The organism is Pseudomonas sp. S5F11 (assembly GCF_019641515.1).
GTDB lineage: Bacteria > Pseudomonadota > Gammaproteobacteria > Pseudomonadales > Pseudomonadaceae > Aquipseudomonas > Aquipseudomonas rhodesiae.
In genome coordinates this window covers 5,504,206-5,519,644 of the sequence record NZ_JAIFJZ010000001.1, presented here as the reverse complement: position 1 = coordinate 5,519,644, position 15,439 = coordinate 5,504,206, and the positions used below count along the sequence as shown (strand labels likewise).

The 15,439-nt window shown below is 64.7% G+C and carries 4 protein-coding genes; 1 reads left to right on the top strand and 3 read right to left on the bottom strand.

Annotated features, from left to right (window positions below; genetic code table 11):
• Window positions 1-10: 10 nt before the first annotated feature.
• Both K1567_RS25040 and K1567_RS25035 read right to left on the bottom strand, forming a co-directional pair.
• On the bottom strand, window positions 11-12,907 hold the full coding sequence (locus K1567_RS25040; RefSeq protein WP_220698957.1) for a non-ribosomal peptide synthetase: 12,897 nt from the start codon (window positions 12,905-12,907) through the stop codon (window positions 11-13).
• 52 nt (window positions 12,908-12,959) lie between these two features.
• On the bottom strand, window positions 12,960-13,712 hold the full coding sequence (locus K1567_RS25035) for a thioesterase II family protein (RefSeq protein WP_220698956.1): 753 nt from the start codon (window positions 13,710-13,712) through the stop codon (window positions 12,960-12,962).
• Window positions 13,713-14,014: 302 nt separating this feature from the next.
• Here K1567_RS25035 and K1567_RS25030 point away from each other — a divergent pair, with 302 nt between their 5' ends.
• Window positions 14,015-14,566 carry an RNA polymerase factor sigma-70 gene (locus tag K1567_RS25030; RefSeq protein ID WP_034099424.1) on the top strand — a complete coding sequence of 184 codons (552 nt, stop codon included), beginning with the start codon at window positions 14,015-14,017 and terminating at the stop codon, window positions 14,564-14,566.
• 9 nt (window positions 14,567-14,575) lie between these two features.
• Here the strand turns inward: K1567_RS25030 and K1567_RS25025 are convergent, their stop codons facing one another.
• Window positions 14,576-15,364: an ABC transporter substrate-binding protein gene (locus K1567_RS25025; RefSeq protein WP_047881329.1), complete on the bottom strand. Its 789-nt coding sequence runs from the start codon at window positions 15,362-15,364 to the stop codon at window positions 14,576-14,578.
• Window positions 15,365-15,439 lie beyond the last annotated feature (75 nt).

Below are 15,439 nucleotides of genomic sequence, written 5' to 3'. Positions count from 1 at the left end.
ACAGCGAAGATCAGAGCCCTTCCAACTCCGCCATCAGATCACTCAACCGATCCACCTTCTCCACGCTGATCTCACTGCCCGCCAACCCGTCGATGTACTCGGCCAGTTCCGCCACGCTGCTGCACTCGAACATCGCGCGCAGCGGTACGTCCCGTTGCAGGGTTTTCTGCACACGCGAGGCAATCTGTGTGGCTAGCAGCGAATGCCCGCCCAGCTCGAAGAAGTTGTCCTGCACACCAACCCGCTCGACTTTGAGCACTTCGGCCCAGATGACGGCCAGGGTGGTTTCCAGTTCGTTGCGTGGCGCCAGGTAATCCTGGCGATGCAACTGGCCGATTTCCAGGACCGGTAGAGCGTTGCGGTCGAGTTTGCCGTTGGCGTTGAGCGGCAGGCGTTCAAGCCATAGCCAATGCAGCGGCACCATGTACTCCGGCAGTTCGGCGCGCAGGCGCTGTTTGATACGGTCCAGACGTTCGCTGGGGTCGAGCGCGCCATCGGCCGCCACCAGGTAGCCCACCAAGTGTTTGCCGTTGACGCCGTCCTGCACGCCGACGGCGGCATCGCGCAGGTCGGCTTGTTCGTGCAGACGCGCTTCGATTTCCCCCAGCTCGATCCGGTAGCCGCGAATCTTCACCTGATGGTCGATCCGACCGACATATTCCAACACCCCATCGCTGCGCCGCCGCGCCAGGTCGCCGGTGCGGTACAGGCGTTCGCCCGGCGCGCCGAACGGGTCGGGCACAAAGACCGGCGCAGTACGCAACGGGTCGCCAACATAGCCGCGCCCGACTCCGGTGCCCGCCACGCACAACTCGCCGACAGCGCCTTGGGGCACCAACTCCAATGCGCCATCGAGCAGGTACAGGCGGTTGTTGTCGGTGGGTGTGCCAATCGGCAGATAAGTGTCACGGGTCGAGGCCAGGTCGACTCGGAAGAACGCCACGTCATCGGAACATTCCGCCGGGCCGTACGCATTCACCAGGCCGATCTCGGGGTAGCGTTGCAGCCACTGGTGCGCCAGTTCAGGCGGCATCGCCTCGCCGGTCGGCAGCATCCAGCGCAGGCCGTCCAGGTGCAGGCGCTCCTGGGCGAGCATGCCCTGAATCAACGACGGCACGCTCTCCAGCACGCTGATGCCCTGGGCCTGCACATGGGCCAGCAAACCTTGCGGGTCGTGGGCGATGCTGTTCGGCACGATGTCCACCCGCGCGCCAAACAACGGCGCGGCGAGGAATTGCCACACGGAAATATCGAAACTCTGGGAGGCGGTTTGCGCGATCACATCCGCTGCGGTCAGGTCCAGGTACGGCACTTTGCTCAACTGGTTATTAAGCATGCCGCGCTGTTGCACCATCACGCCTTTGGGCAGGCCGGTGGAGCCGGAGGTGTAGATCATATAGGCGAGGTTGTCGGGGCCACTGTAGACACCCGGGTTCTCACCACGGGCCGGCACTTCGTCCCATACCAGCAACTGGCAGTCGATACCGTCCAACAACGCGATGGCCTGTTCGCGACACGCCTCGCTGCACACCAGCAGCGGCGTACGGCTCAGCTCGATAAGGCGGCGCAGACGCTGGCTCGGCAAGCCCGGGTCCAGCGGCAAGTAGCCGGCCCCGGCCTTGAAGCTGCCGATGATCATGCCCAGCAATTCCAAGTCGCGTTCGGCCAGCAACGCCACCGGTTGATCCAGGCCGACACCCGCCGCGATGAGTGCGTGCCCCAGGCCATTGCTGCGGCGATTCAGTTCCTCGTAGCTCCAGTGCCGATCCAGGCAACTGGCGGCGATACGCTGTGGATGCGCGGCTACCTGGGCTTCGAACAGCTCCACATAGCTGCGCTCCAGTGGGTAGGCGTGTTCGCTCTGGTTGCAGCCGTGCACCAGGAAATCGCGCTCCTGTTCGCCCATCAGCGGCAAGTCGGCCATGTCGCCATGGAAGCCCTGCACCAGCGCCAGCAGCAGGCGTTTGAACTCGGCAAGTAAACCTTGCACGGTGCTTTCGTCGAAATAGCGTTGGTCGTAGGACAGGTGCAAGCCCAGGTCATCGCCCGGATAGCACACGGCCGTCAGCGGGAAATTGGTGTGGGTGCGCCCGGAATCCGAGGTGGCGTTCAGACTATGGGCGCGGTCCAGTACCGTGGTGTCCACCGGGGCGTTTTCGAACACGAACAGGCTGTCGAACAACGGCTGGCCCTTGGGCAGTTCGCTGTGTTCCTGGATAGTCACCAGCGGCAGGTATTCGTACTCGCGCAATTGCATATTGCTGTCGAGCAGGCCGTTCAACCACTGCCGCACGCTGCAGGGCTGGCCGTCCTGGGGCAGTTGCACCCGCAGGGCGATGCTGTTGATAAACAGACCGACCGTGTGTTGCATCTCGGGCATGTCCACCGGACGACCGGCCACGGTCACGCCAAACACCACGTCACGGTCTCCGCTCACCCGACGCAGCACCAGCGCCCAGGCCGCCTGGGCGAAAGTGTTGACGGTCAGTTGATGGGCCTGGGCCAATTCACGCAGCTGTGCGCCGTCGTGCGCATCGAGGCGGGTGTAGCAGTCGCCCACCACCATGCCGCCGCTGTGGCCGGCGTGTTCGCGCAGGAATGGGCGGTCGCTGGGGATCGGCGTGGTGCGTTCGAAGCCTTTCAGGTTCTGCTGCCACCACTGGCGCGCTTCGCTCAGGTTGCGGCGTTGCAGCCAGGCGATGTAGTCGCGATAGCGTGGCGGCGTGGCCAGTTGCGCATCGCGGCCCTCACCCAGCGCCAGGTAGATTTCGAAGAAGTCGTTCATCAGCAACGAACGGCACCAGGCATCGATCAGGATGTGGTGGTTGCTCATCATGAACCAGTAGCGCGCCTCGCCCACGCGAATCAGCCGCAGGTGGAACGGAGCCTGGTTAAGCAGATCGAAACCGGCCTCGCGCTCGGCCTTGAGCAGCGCTTGCAGGCGCGGCTCATGCTCGGCCTCCGGCGCGTGGCGCCAGTCCAGGTACTCGATGGGGGTGCTACCCGGTGCGTGGATCACTTGCAGCATGTCTTCGCCGACGTTCCAGCAGAACGACGCGCGCAAGGCTTCGTGACGGGCGATCACCGCTTGCCAGGCCTGGGCGAAACGCTCGGGGTCCAGCTCGCTATTGATGCGGTAGCGATCCTGCATGTAGTACAGGCCAGTGCCCGGTTCCAACAAGGTGTGCAGCAGCAAACCTTCCTGCATCGGGGTCAGCGGGTAGACATCTTCGATCACATGGGCGGGCACCGGCAGGCTGTCCAGTTGTGCCTGAGTCAGACGCGCCAGAGGGAAGTCCGACGGAGTCAGGCCACCGGCCTGGTCGCTGAGGCAGTGTTCGATCAGGCTGTGCAACTCGGCCAGGTAAGCCTCGGCCAATGCGCCGATGGTGCGCGCATCATAGCGTTCGCGGCTGAAGGTCCAGCGCAGCAGCAATTCACCGCCGTAGACCTGGCTGTCCACGCTCAAAGCATTGGGCAGCGGCGCGTCCGGGTCATGGGCCTGGCCGGCCGGCTCATCCAGCGGATGGAACAGCGCATCGGCGCCGAAGCTCTGGTCGAACTGGCCAAGGTAATTGAAGGTGATTTCGGCGCTCGGCAGCGTCGCCATCTGCTGCTTGCAACCGGCGTCCGCCAGGTAGCGCAGCACGCCATAGCCCAGGCCCTTGTGGGGCACCGCGCGCAGCTGTTCCTTGATCGCCTTGATCGAATCGCCCTGCCCGTCTTGGGGCGTGAGGCGCAGCGGGTACGCGCTGGTGAACCAGCCGACGCTGCGGGTCAGGTCGATATCGTCGAACAGCGGTTCGCGGCCGTGGCCTTCCAATTGGATCAACGCCGAGGCGTGGCCGCTCCAGCGGCACAGTACGCGGGCCAGGGCGGTCAGCAGCAGGTCATTGACCTGGGTGCGGTATGCGCTGGGCGCCTGTTGCAGCAACTGGCGGGTGCGCTCGGCGTCCAGGCGCAAGCTGACGCTGTCGGCATCGCGATTGCGCAGCGCGCCATGGGCACGGTCCACCGGCAACGCCACGTCAGGCCCGGCCAACTGCGCTTGCCATACGGCCAGTTCTTCGCGCAGGGATTCGCTGCCGGCATACGCCTGCAGGCGCGCGGCCCAGTCACGCAGCGCGCTGGTCTTGGCCGGCAGGCTGACCGACTGGCCGGCGCTCAACTGGCGGTACACCGTTTGCAAATCTTCGAGCAGCACACGCCACGACACGCCGTCCACCACCAGGTGATGGATCGCGATCAGCAGGCGTTGCTGGCCCTCGGGCCCGTCCACCAGCAGCGCGCGCAGCAGCGGGCCGTGTTGCAGGTCGAGGCTGCGCTGGGTGTCGTTGAACAGCGCGGTGCACTGCGCCATGTCGCGTACCTGGGCCTGCATCAGCACACCGCCATGGGGTACGGCCAGGTGTTCGGCGTGCCACTGGGCGTCGCGCTGGGTAAAACTCAGGCGCAGCGCATCGTGGTGCTCCAGCACCGCCAGCAGCGCTTGCTCCAGACGGTGCGGGTCGAGCAGTTGCAGCGGCTTGAGCAGCAGCGCCTGGTTCCAGTGCTGACGGTTGGGCATCGGCGTTTCGAAGAACCACCGTTGGATCGGCGTCAGCCCCGAACGACCGGTGAGCACGCCTTGCTCGGCGCGGATGTGCTCGGTGCGCGTGGCCACGGCGGCCAAGGCCCTCACGGTCTGGTGCTGGAACAGGTCACGCGGGCTGAAATGAATCCCGGCCTGGCGTGCGCGGCTCACCACTTGGATCGACAGGATCGAATCGCCGCCCAGTTCAAAGAAGTTATCGTCCAGGCCCACTTGCTGCACATTCAACACGGCGCACCAGATCGCGGCCAGGTTGCTTTCAAGGGCGTTGCTTGGCGCCACGTAATGTTGGCGGTTGGCCTCCGGGTCGGGTTGCGGTAGCGCGCCGCGATCGAGCTTGCCGTTGGCGGTCAGCGGCATGCTGTCGAGCACGATCAGATGCGCAGGCACCATGTAGTCCGGCAGTTGCGCCTTGAGGTGGGCTTTGAGGGCCTCGCGCAGAGGACCGTGCTCGGCGTCGCTGACCAGGTACGCCACCAGTTGTTTGCCGCTCGGCGCTTCCAGCGCCAGCACCACCGCTTCGCGCACCTGGCTGTGTTCCAACAGACGGGTTTCGATTTCCCCCAGCTCGATGCGGAAACCGCGAATCTTCACCTGATGGTCGATTCGCCCCAGGTACTCCACCAGGCCATCGGCGCGCTGGCGCACCAGGTCACCGGTGCGGTACAGACGCCCGCCATCGGCGGCAAACGGGTCGGCCACAAAGCGCTCGGCGGTCATGCCCGGACGTTGATGGTAACCCTGGGCCAGACCGGCCCCGCCAATGTACAACTCGCCGCTCGCGCCCTGGGGCACCAGGGCCAGATCGGCATCCAGAATGTACGCCACGCGCTCACCGACAATGCTGCCGATCGGCACGCTGCCAGCGCCCTCCTCCCACTGCGGCGGCGCCAGGCTGGCCAGGGGCATCACCACGGTTTCGGTGGGGCCATAGGCGTTGAAAAACAGCGCGGGCTGGAACGCCCCACGGATGCGCTGCAAGTGTTCGCCGGTCAGGGCTTCGCCGCCGGTGATGCACATGCGCACCGGCAATGTCTGCCGCTGGGTCGCCAGCCATTGCGCCAACTGGCTGCCGTAGCTCGGGGTAAAGCCCAGCACCGTCACGCCATGGTTGCGTATCAACCCACAGATCTGCTCGGCATCCCATTGCCCCTCAGCCCGCAGCACCACGTGTGCGCCGCTGAGCAACGGCACCAGCAAACGCTCGGTGGCGGCGTCGAAGTTGATCGAATAGAAGTGCAATTCGCAATCGTCGGCGCGCATGCCGAAACGCTCGATCACCGCCTGGCAGTGCATGGCGATTTCACCGTGGGACACCACCACGCCTTTGGGCTTGCCGGTGGAGCCGGAGGTGTAGATCAGATAAGCCTGATGCTGCGCCAGGTTGATGCACGGCGGCGCCTCGGCCGGGTAATGGCCCAGCACCGGCAGGTCATCTTCCAGGCACCAGCAGGCTACCGTGGCCGGCAGTTCGCCGAGGGCTTCGAACATCGCCGCATCGCTGAGCAGCAGGCCGATGCCGCTGTCGTCGATCATGTAGTGCAGGCGATCGAGGGGGTATTCCGGGTCCAGCGGCACATAGGCGCCGCCGGCCTTGAGGATCGCCAGCAGGCCAACCACCATCTCCAAGGACCGGGGCAATGCCAGGCCGACCCGCACTTGGGGGCCCACGCCACGCTCGCGCAGCATCCAGGCCAGGCGGTTGGCGCGCACTTCCAGCTCACGGTAGCTGAGGGTTTCACCGGCAAAGGTCAGCGCCGGGGCGTCGCCACGTTGTCGTGCCTGTTGGCTGAACAGCGGATGCAGGCATTGATCCAGGCGATGCACACCGGGCTCGGCGCCCAGGCTGCGCTGCAAGTGGCGTTGTTCAGCGGCGCTCAGCAACGGCAATTCACTCAAGCGCTGGTGCGGGTCGGCGATCAGTGCTTCGAGCAGGTTGCGCCAATGCTCGGCCATGCCCGCGATGCGCGGTTCGTCGAACAGGTCGGTGCTGTAGGTCAGGCAGCAACCCAGGCGATGGTCGAGGTCGGTGACTTCCAGGTTGAGGTCGAACTTGGTGGCGCGCGCATCGTTGGCCAGGTACTCGACGGTCATGCCGGCCAGTTGGCGGCTCTGTTGGAATTCCCAACGCTGCACGTTGCACATCACCTGGAACAGCGGGTTGTACGCTGCACTGCGCGGCGGTTGCAAGGCTTCGACCAAGTGGTCGAACGGCAGGTCCTGATGGGACTGGCCTTCGATCACGGTGTGACGAACGTGCTCGAACAATTCGTGGACATTCATCTGCCCATTGAGCTGGCAGCGCAGCACCTGGGTGTTGAGGAACGCGCCGATCAGCCCCTCGCTTTCCGGGCGGATGCGGTTGGCCACGGGGGCGCCGATGCGCAGGTCGGTCTGGCCGCTGTAGCGGTAGAGCAGCACCGCCAGGGTCGCGGTCATGGTCATGAACAGCGTCAAGCCGCGCTCGGCATTGAACGCCCGCACCCGCGCGGCCAGTTCGTCGCTGAGGTCGAAGCGATACAGCTCGCCCCGATGGCTTTGCACCGGCGGCCGCGGACGATCGGCGGGCAGTTCCAGCAAGGGGTGTTCGCTGCCCAGTTGCGCGGTCCAATAATCCAATTGGCGCTGGCGCTCGCCGCTCTCCAGCCATTGGCGTTGCCACACGCTGTAGTCCAAGTACTGCACCGGCAGCGGCGCCAGCGGCGACTCGCGCTCGTCGATAAACGCTTCGTACAGCGCACTGAGTTCACGGGCAAAAATGTCCATGGCCCAGCCTTCGGTGACGATGTGGTGCAAGGTCAGCACCAGGTAATGCTCCTGCTCGCCGGCCTTGACCAGGCACGCACGCAGCAACGGCCCGGTTTCCAGGTTGAACGGTGTATGGGCTTCGTGATCGGCCAACTGCTGCAGGCGTTGCTGGCGCTCGGCAGCATCGAGGGCGGACAGGTCCTGCCAGTCCATGCGCACGCCGGTCTGCGCCGCGACGTGCTGGCAGGCCACGCCGTCGACGCTGGGGAACGTGGTGCGCAGGGTTTCGTGACGCATGATCAAGGCCTGCAACGCGGCTTCGAAACGCCCCACATCCAGCACCCCGCGCAAGCGCGCCATGCCGCCGACGTTGTAGGCCGGGCTGTCCGGTTCCATCTGCCAGAGAAACCACATGCGCTGCTGGGAATAGGACAGCGGCACCGGCTGGCGACGGTCGACCCTGGCGATGGCGGTGTGCTGATTGCGCTGACCGGCCGCCTGGATCAGCGCGACCTGTGTGGCAAATGCTTCAAGCTCGCTGGCGTCGAACAGGGTGCGCAACGGCAGCTCGACATCGCAGGCTTGGCGGGTGCGGGAAACGATCTGAGTGGCCAGCAGGGAGTGGCCGCCGAGGGCGAAGAAATCATCGCGCAGGCCCACCTGCGTCACCCCGAGCACCTCGCGCCAGATCGCGGCGATCTGCTGCTGCAACGGCGTCGCGGGCTCCACATGTTCGCGGGTGTGCCACACCGGCTCAGGCAACGCGCGACGGTCGAGTTTGCCGCTGGGGCTCAGGGGCATGGCATCCAGGTGCATCACCTGCGCGGGCACCATGTACTCCGGCAACTCGGCGGCCAGGGCAGCTTTGACGTCACGTTCATCCAATGGGGTGTGCGCGGTGTAGTAACCGATCAATTGCCCGTCGCGCACCAACACCACGGCCTGGGCGACGCCATCCAGGGCCAGCAGGCGCGCTTCGATTTCTTCCGGTTCCACGCGGAACCCGCGCAGCTTGACCTGCTGGTCGAGGCGACCGAGGTATTCGAGCACACCGTCGCGGCTCCAACGCACACGGTCGCCGGTGCGATACAGGCGCGTGCCGGCTTCGCCCAGCGGGTCGGCAACGAAGCGTTCGGCGGTCAGCCCGGCACGCCCCAGGTAACCGCGCGCCAGGCCGATGCCGGCGATGCACAGCTCACCCGGCACTCCGGCGGGCAGTGGGTTGAGGTGCTCGTCGAGCACGCGGCAGATCACATTACCCAGCGGCCGACCAATCGGCGAGCGCTCGCCGTCCTCGGCCTGGCAGTGCCAATGGGTGACGTTGATCGCGGTTTCGGTCGGCCCATAGCGGTTGTGCAACTGCACCGCCGGCAACTGCGCCAACACGCGATTACGCAGCTCGGCGGGCAAGGCTTCGCCACCGGAGAACAGGCGGCGCAGGCTGGTGCATTCGGCGGCCAGCGGCTCGTCGATAAACAGCTGCAACAGCGGCGGCACAAAGTGCAGCGTGGTCACGCCGTAGGTCTGCACCAGTTGCGCGATGCGATGTGGGTCGCGGTGTTCGCCGGGCCCAGCCAGTACCAGGCGGCAGCCGCTGATCAACGGCCAGAAGCACTCCCATACCGACACGTCAAAACTGATCGGCGCCTTCTGCATCAGCACATCGCTGGCGCCGAGCCGATAGGTGGCCTGCATCCATTGCAGGCGCTCGGCCAGAGCCCCGTGGGTGTTGCCCACGCCTTTGGGCTGGCCGGTGGAGCCGGAGGTGTAGATCACGTAAGCGAGGTTGTCGCCGTGCAGGTGCAGGCCCGGCGGCTGGGTCGGCCAGCTATCCAGGTGCAAGCTGTCCATGGCGATCACGCACACGCCCTCGGCGCTCGGCACGCGATCGAGCAGTGCGGTCTGGGTCAGCAGCAGGTGCACGCCGCTGTCCTTGAGCATGTAGGCCAGGCGCTCGGCCGGGTAGTCCGGGTCCAGTGGCACGTACGCGCCGCCGGCCTTGATGATCGCCAGCAGACCGATCAGCAACTGCGGCGAACGCTCGGCGGCGATGGCCACGCACACGTCCGGGCCGACGCCTTTGTCGCGCAGGTAATGGGCCAGGCGATTGGCCTGGGTATGCAGCTGGGCGAAGCTCAGGCTGCCGCCGTCCCACACCAGCGCGGTGGCGTCCGAGGTGTGTTGGTTGAGGGCTTCGGGCAGCCATTGTTGCGCCGGTGCGCAGGGCGCGGCGTTCCATGCCTGCTGTTCATCGTGCGGCAGCAGCGCAAGGTCGCCGAGGGCCAGGTGCGGCTGTTCGCACACGCCGTGCAGCAGGTGGATAAAGTGCTCGGCCAGACCCTGGATAGTCGCCGCCTCGAACAGTTCATCGGCGTAGTCGAACGACAGACTCAGGCGCCCGTTGCGGTCCTCTTCACTGTGCAGTTGCAGGTCGAACTTGGCCTCGCGGCTGTGCCATGGCAGCTCGTCGGCGAGCATGCCCGGCAGGCGGCGCAGCGCGCTCAAGTCCCGCTGCTGATGGTTGAACATCACCTGGAACAACCCCTGTTCGCGAGCCTGGGGGAAGGCTTCTAGGAGTTGTTCGAATGGCAGGTCCTGATGGGCCTGGGCGCCCAATGCGGTTTGGCGGGTAGCGGCCAGCAACTCATTGAACGGCAGGCGCCCATCCAGCTCGGCGCGTAGCACCAAGGTGTTGATAAAGAAGCCCACCAGGCCCTGGGTTTCCTGGCGCGGGCGGTTGGCGCTGGGCACGCCGATACGAATATCGCGCTGGCCGCTATAGCGGTAGAGCAAGGTCTGGAACGCCGCGAGCAGCAACATGAACGGCGTGGATTCATGGGTCTGGGCAGTCTGGCGAAGCGCTTCGCTGAGGCTCGCGCTCAAGCGCACGCTATGCCGCGATGCGCTGCGGCGGTGCTGGGCCGCACGTGGGTGATCGGTCGCAAGGCTCAGCACCGGGTGCTCATCGCCCAGTTGCGCCTGCCAGTACGCCAGTTGACGCGAGCCCTCACCGTCGGCCAGCCATTGGCGCTGCCAACTGCCGTAGTCGGCGTAGCTTACGGTCAAAGCTGGCAGCGTCAGGGTTTGGCCCTGAACAGCGGCCGAATACAGGCGCGCGAACTCGTCGAGCAGGATCGACAACGACCAGCCATCGGCGATGATGTGGTGCAGCGTCACCAGCAACTGGTGGTCTTCGTCGTCCAGGCGCACCAGGGTTACCCACAGCAGCGGACCTTTCTCCAGATCGAACACGGTGCGCGCTTCGTCCTCGCGAATCTGCTGCGCGCGGGCTTCACGCTCGGCGGCGGGTAAATCGCTGAGGTCGATCAGTTGCAAGTCGAACGTGACTGCGGCGTCGATGCGCTGATAGGCCTGGCCGTCGCGTTCGTAAAAGCGCGTACGCAGGGCGTCGTGGCGCTGGCTCAACTGCGCGAAGCTGGCGCGCACCGCGTCTTCATCCAGTTCGCCGCGCAGGCGCAGGGCGCCGGGGATGGTGTACGCGCTGCTCTGGGGGGCGAGTTGCCAGGTGATCCACAGGCGATTCTGCGCCAGGGACTGAGGCAGTTCGTCGTGCGCAGGCAAGGCGCGGATGGCCCCTTGAGCCACCCCGCCGTCCTGTTGCAGGTGCGCGACCTGTGCGGCAAAACCCTGCAGGGTCGGTGCCTCGAACAACAGGCGCAGGTTCAGCTCCAGGCCCAGGCTTTCACGCAGGCGCGCAATCACCTGGGTGGCGCTGATGGAGTTACCACCGAGCAAGAAGAAGTGGTCGTCGGCTGCCACGCTCGCGACCTGCAGTTGCTCGCACCAGATCGCGGCGATCTGGCGCTGCAGTTCGGATTCCAAGCTCGCCTCAACGGCCAACACCTGCCGATCAGGGAATTGCGCGTAACAATCGAGACTGCCATCGGCATGGCGCAGTGCGCAGGCGGCGCGCTGCACCTTGCCGCTGGAAGTCTTGGGCAAACCGCCGGGGTTGAGCAGCACCACCACACACGGCGCTTCTTGATAGGCCTCGGCCACCGCTTGACGAATCGCTTTGATCAACGCTTCGGGCGGCAGGATTTTCTGCACGCTGCGGCTGATTTCGGCGGCGATGCCGATACCTTCCAGGCCCTGATCACTGACGGCGAACGCCGCCACCCGGCCCTTGCGCACCACTTCCACTTCGCGCTCGATGGTCTGCTCGATGTCCTGGGGATAGAGGTTGTGGCCGCGCACGATCAACAGGTCCTTCAGGCGGCCGGTGATGTACACCTCGCCGTCGCGCCGAAAGCCCAGGTCACCGGTGCGCAACCAGGTACGCCCGGCGTGCGACACAAAAGTCTTGGCGGTGGCTTCGGGGTTACGCCAGTAGCCGTGGGCGATGCTCGGCCCGCTGGCCCAGAGTTCGCCGACGTGGTTGTCAGCCAGTTCGCTCAGGCTGTGGGGGTCGACGATCAACACCGCGTGGTCCGGCTGCGCCGTGCCGCAGCTCATGATCGCACTGCCCTGCCCTGGCTCGGCGCGGTTGGCGGCCAGTGCCGCATCGTCCACCCGCAGCGCCGGGATGCCCTGGCCACGACGGCCGCCGGCCACAAACAGCGTGGCTTCGGCCAGGCCGTAGGAGGCGAAAAAGTTGTTGGGGCTGAAGCCGCACACCGCGAATTTGTCGGCGAAGCGCTCCAAGGTGTCGAGGCGGATCGGTTCGGAACCGGAATAGGCCACGCGCCAGCGGCTCAGGTCGAGACGCTCCAAGGCCGATTCGCTGACCCGCTCACTGCACAAGCGATAGGCAAAGTCCGGACCGCCGCTGATGGTGCCGCCGTATTCACTGATCGCTTCCAGCCAGCGCAACGGCCGACCGAGAAAGTACGCCGGCGACATCAACACACACGGCACGCCGCTGAAAATCGGTTGCAGCAGGCCGCCGATCAAGCCCATGTCGTGGTACAGCGGCAGCCAGCTGACGATCACGTCGTCCGGGTTGAGGTCGATGCCGAAACCACGGCGGATCAGCACTTCGTTGGCCACCAGGTTGCCGTGGCTGACTTGCACGCCTTTGGGCAACGCGGTGGAACCGGAGGTGTATTGCAGAAAGGCGATATCGTCGGCTTGCAGGTCGACCGCGACCCACTGTTCGGCGAGCTGCGCGTCGAGGGTGTCGACGCTCAGCACCGGCGGCGCGCTGTGGAGTTGCGCCAGGCCCTCGCTCAGACTGGCGATGGTCAGCAACAGGCGCGGCTCGGCGTCGCCGATGATCGACAGCAGGCGCTCCTGATGATGGCGACGCGTGGACTCCGGCGGATAGGCCGGCACCGCGATCACCCCGGCGTACAAGCAACCAAAGAACGCTGCGACGTAGTCCGGGCCGCTGGGGAACAACAACACCGCGCGGTCGCCCAAGCTCGCCTGCGCCTGCAACGCTGCTGCGATGGTGCGGGCGCGTTGGTCCAGTTCGCGGTAACTGAGCACCACGTTGTGCTCGGCCGACTCGGCGAGGAAGCGCAACGCCACCTGATCCGGGGTGTGCGCGGCGCGATGTTGAAGGGACTGGACCAGTGTGCGGGGAAGTTCGAAGGCGTCCATCATGGGGTTCCTGCCTGAAATCGGCTTACGGGGAAATCGGAAAAATGGGCTGCGCTCAGCCGGCGGCCAGTTGCCGCGTCGCGCCATTGCGCCAGCGCGTCAGGTGTTCCTCGGCATAACGCCGCAAACAGCGCAGCACCGCGCTTTCGTGCTGCACGATGAAGAAGTGGTGACCGTCGAACAGGTCTAGGGAAAAGCCGCTGGCGGCCTCCAATTGCCAGTCGAGCAATTGGTCGGCGCGCACGCTGTCCTGCTTGCCGCCGAACACATGGATCGGCATGCCCAGGGGCTGGCGCTCGCCATAGCTGAAACTGCCGCACAGCAGAAAATCGGCGCGCAGGATCGGCAGCATCAATTGCATCAATTCGGGGTTGGCCAGGGCCTCCTCGGCGGTGCCCTGTAGTTCGCGCAGACGGGCGATCAGCTGTTCATCAGTCTTTTCAACCGCGTATTCACTGACGTCCCGACTGGCCGGCCCGGCAGTCCCGGATGCGAACAGCGCCAGCGGCGCCGGCAGATTGCGAACGTTCAGCGCGTGGGCCAGTTCAAACGCCAGCAGACCACCCAGGCTGTGGCCGAACAAGGCGTAGGGGGTGTGCAGGTCGCGGCTGATTTCCTGCGCGAGCTGCGCCGCCAGGGCCTTGATGTCGCGCTGCAAGGGCTCGTCCATGCGCATGCCGCGACCGGGCAATTCCAGCGGGCAGACCTGTAGCCAGTCCGGCAACGCACGGCGCCAGCGCACATAGACCATGGCGCTGGCGCCGGAATAGGGCAGGCAATACAGGCGCAATCGGGTCGCTGCACTCATCCCTGGAGTGCTCCGATGTGAGACACGCTGTGTGCACGATAAAAACCCATCTCGTCCTCCTGCGGGTGCTGATCCTTGGCCGCTGCGGGAACGGACCTGTCACCCATGAGAACGGACGGCCCCGGCAAATAATTAGTCGCCGGGGCAGCGCGTGAGGCACTTCACATCAAAGCGAAGAGCATAAGATTAGTTCGTCTTCTCATTTGACAATCATTATCATTCATCCTAATTTGTTGCCCGATGTGTAGGAGGCCTTAGCAAGGAAGCCCTCCCCTAACCTCTTTTGCGACAAGGTGATTTCCATGACGGAACCAGTAACCACAGGCAGGTGCGATTCACCTCTTCTTCAGGCGTTCGTCGACAATCGAACGATTCTGGTGAAGATTGCGGCACGCATTACCGGCTGCCGCTCGCGGGCCGAAGACGTCGTGCAAGATGCGTTCTTTCGCCTGCAGTCGGCGCCAACCATTACTTCATCGTTCAAAGCCCAGCTCAGTTACCTGTTCCAGATCGTGCGCAACCTGGCGATCGATCACTACCGCAAGCAGGCCCTTGAACTGAAATACTCCGGCACGGAAGAGGAAGGCTTGAATGTGGTGATTCACGGTGCTTCACCGGAAACCTCCCACATCAATTTCAATACCCTGGAAACCATCGCCGACGCCCTGACCCAACTGCCGCAGCGCACCCGCTATGCATTCGAGATGTATCGCTTGCACGGCGTGCCACAAAAGGACATCGCCAAGGAACTGGGCGTCTCGCCGACCCTGGTGAACTTTATGATTCGCGACGCGCTGGTGCACTGCCGCAAGGTGTCGGGCAGCCACAGCGATACGTTTGCGCGGCGGGTTTGAAACGCTCGATCAAGGCACCGACATCACATCGATGCGGTAAGGCTCGAAAATCTTCAGCATTTCGCCGTTGTCGCGCAGGCGTTTGAGCAGCGCGGCAAACGCTGGGCCTGTGATCGGCGCTTTGGGACGCAGCAGTGCGTAGTGGTGGTAGATCTGGTCGATACGCTCCGAGACCAGGAACTGCGTGGCGGTGTCGGCATTGCGTACCATGAAATCGCTGAGGTAAGAGCGGGTCACCAGCGCAATATCGGCGCGCCCGCGGGCGACCATCAGCAGGTTGCTGTCGTGGGAATAGGTCAAGGTCGCGTTGAAGCGTTCGGCCATGAGCTTGGGATCTGGGTTGAAGTTGGCGAAGGCGTAGTGATAACCGCTGAACACCGCCAGACGCTTGCCGACCAGGTCAGCGAAATAGCTTTGGTCGCGTCCGGGCGCACTTTGAGCGACGAAGATTTCCGCGTCTTCCAAGCCCATATCGACGCTGGTATGGGGAATTTTCTGCCAGCCCCAATCGGGGTTTTCGAAGATCGCCATGTCGACCCGGCCCTGGTCGAAATCGCGGAAACGCCGGGGAATCGAAGTGGGCACCAGCACGAACTGGTACTCGGTCTGCTCGGCGTTCAACGCCTCCACCAACTGCGGCAGCAACCCAGTGTCGGCCCCCTGCTCGGGTCGCACGGTGTACGGCGGGAAATGCGCCGCGCCGATGCGCACCAATTGCGCGGCTGAAACAGGCAGCCACGCTACGGTGCCCAGTGCCGATAAAGTAAGTCCTGCAGCCAACCGCCATGGCGATAACATCAAGGCACACACCGTTCATCACTCTGATGGCAATAAGCTAGGCGTTTTTGCCTGGGGAGACAACTTTCTACCGGC

Excerpts from the sequence above, each read along its gene's own strand:
- K1567_RS25040 (WP_220698957.1), bottom strand. The coding sequence starts at position 12,907 with ATGATGGACGCCTTCGAACTTCCCCGCACACTGGTCCAGTCCCTTCAA.
- K1567_RS25030 (WP_034099424.1), top strand. The coding sequence starts at position 14,015 with ATGACGGAACCAGTAACCACAGGCAGGTGCGATTCACCTCTTCTTCAG.
- K1567_RS25025 (WP_047881329.1), bottom strand. The coding sequence starts at position 15,364 with ATGTTATCGCCATGGCGGTTGGCTGCAGGACTTACTTTATCGGCACTG.
- K1567_RS25035 (WP_220698956.1), bottom strand. The coding sequence starts at position 13,712 with ATGAGTGCAGCGACCCGATTGCGCCTGTATTGCCTGCCCTATTCCGGC.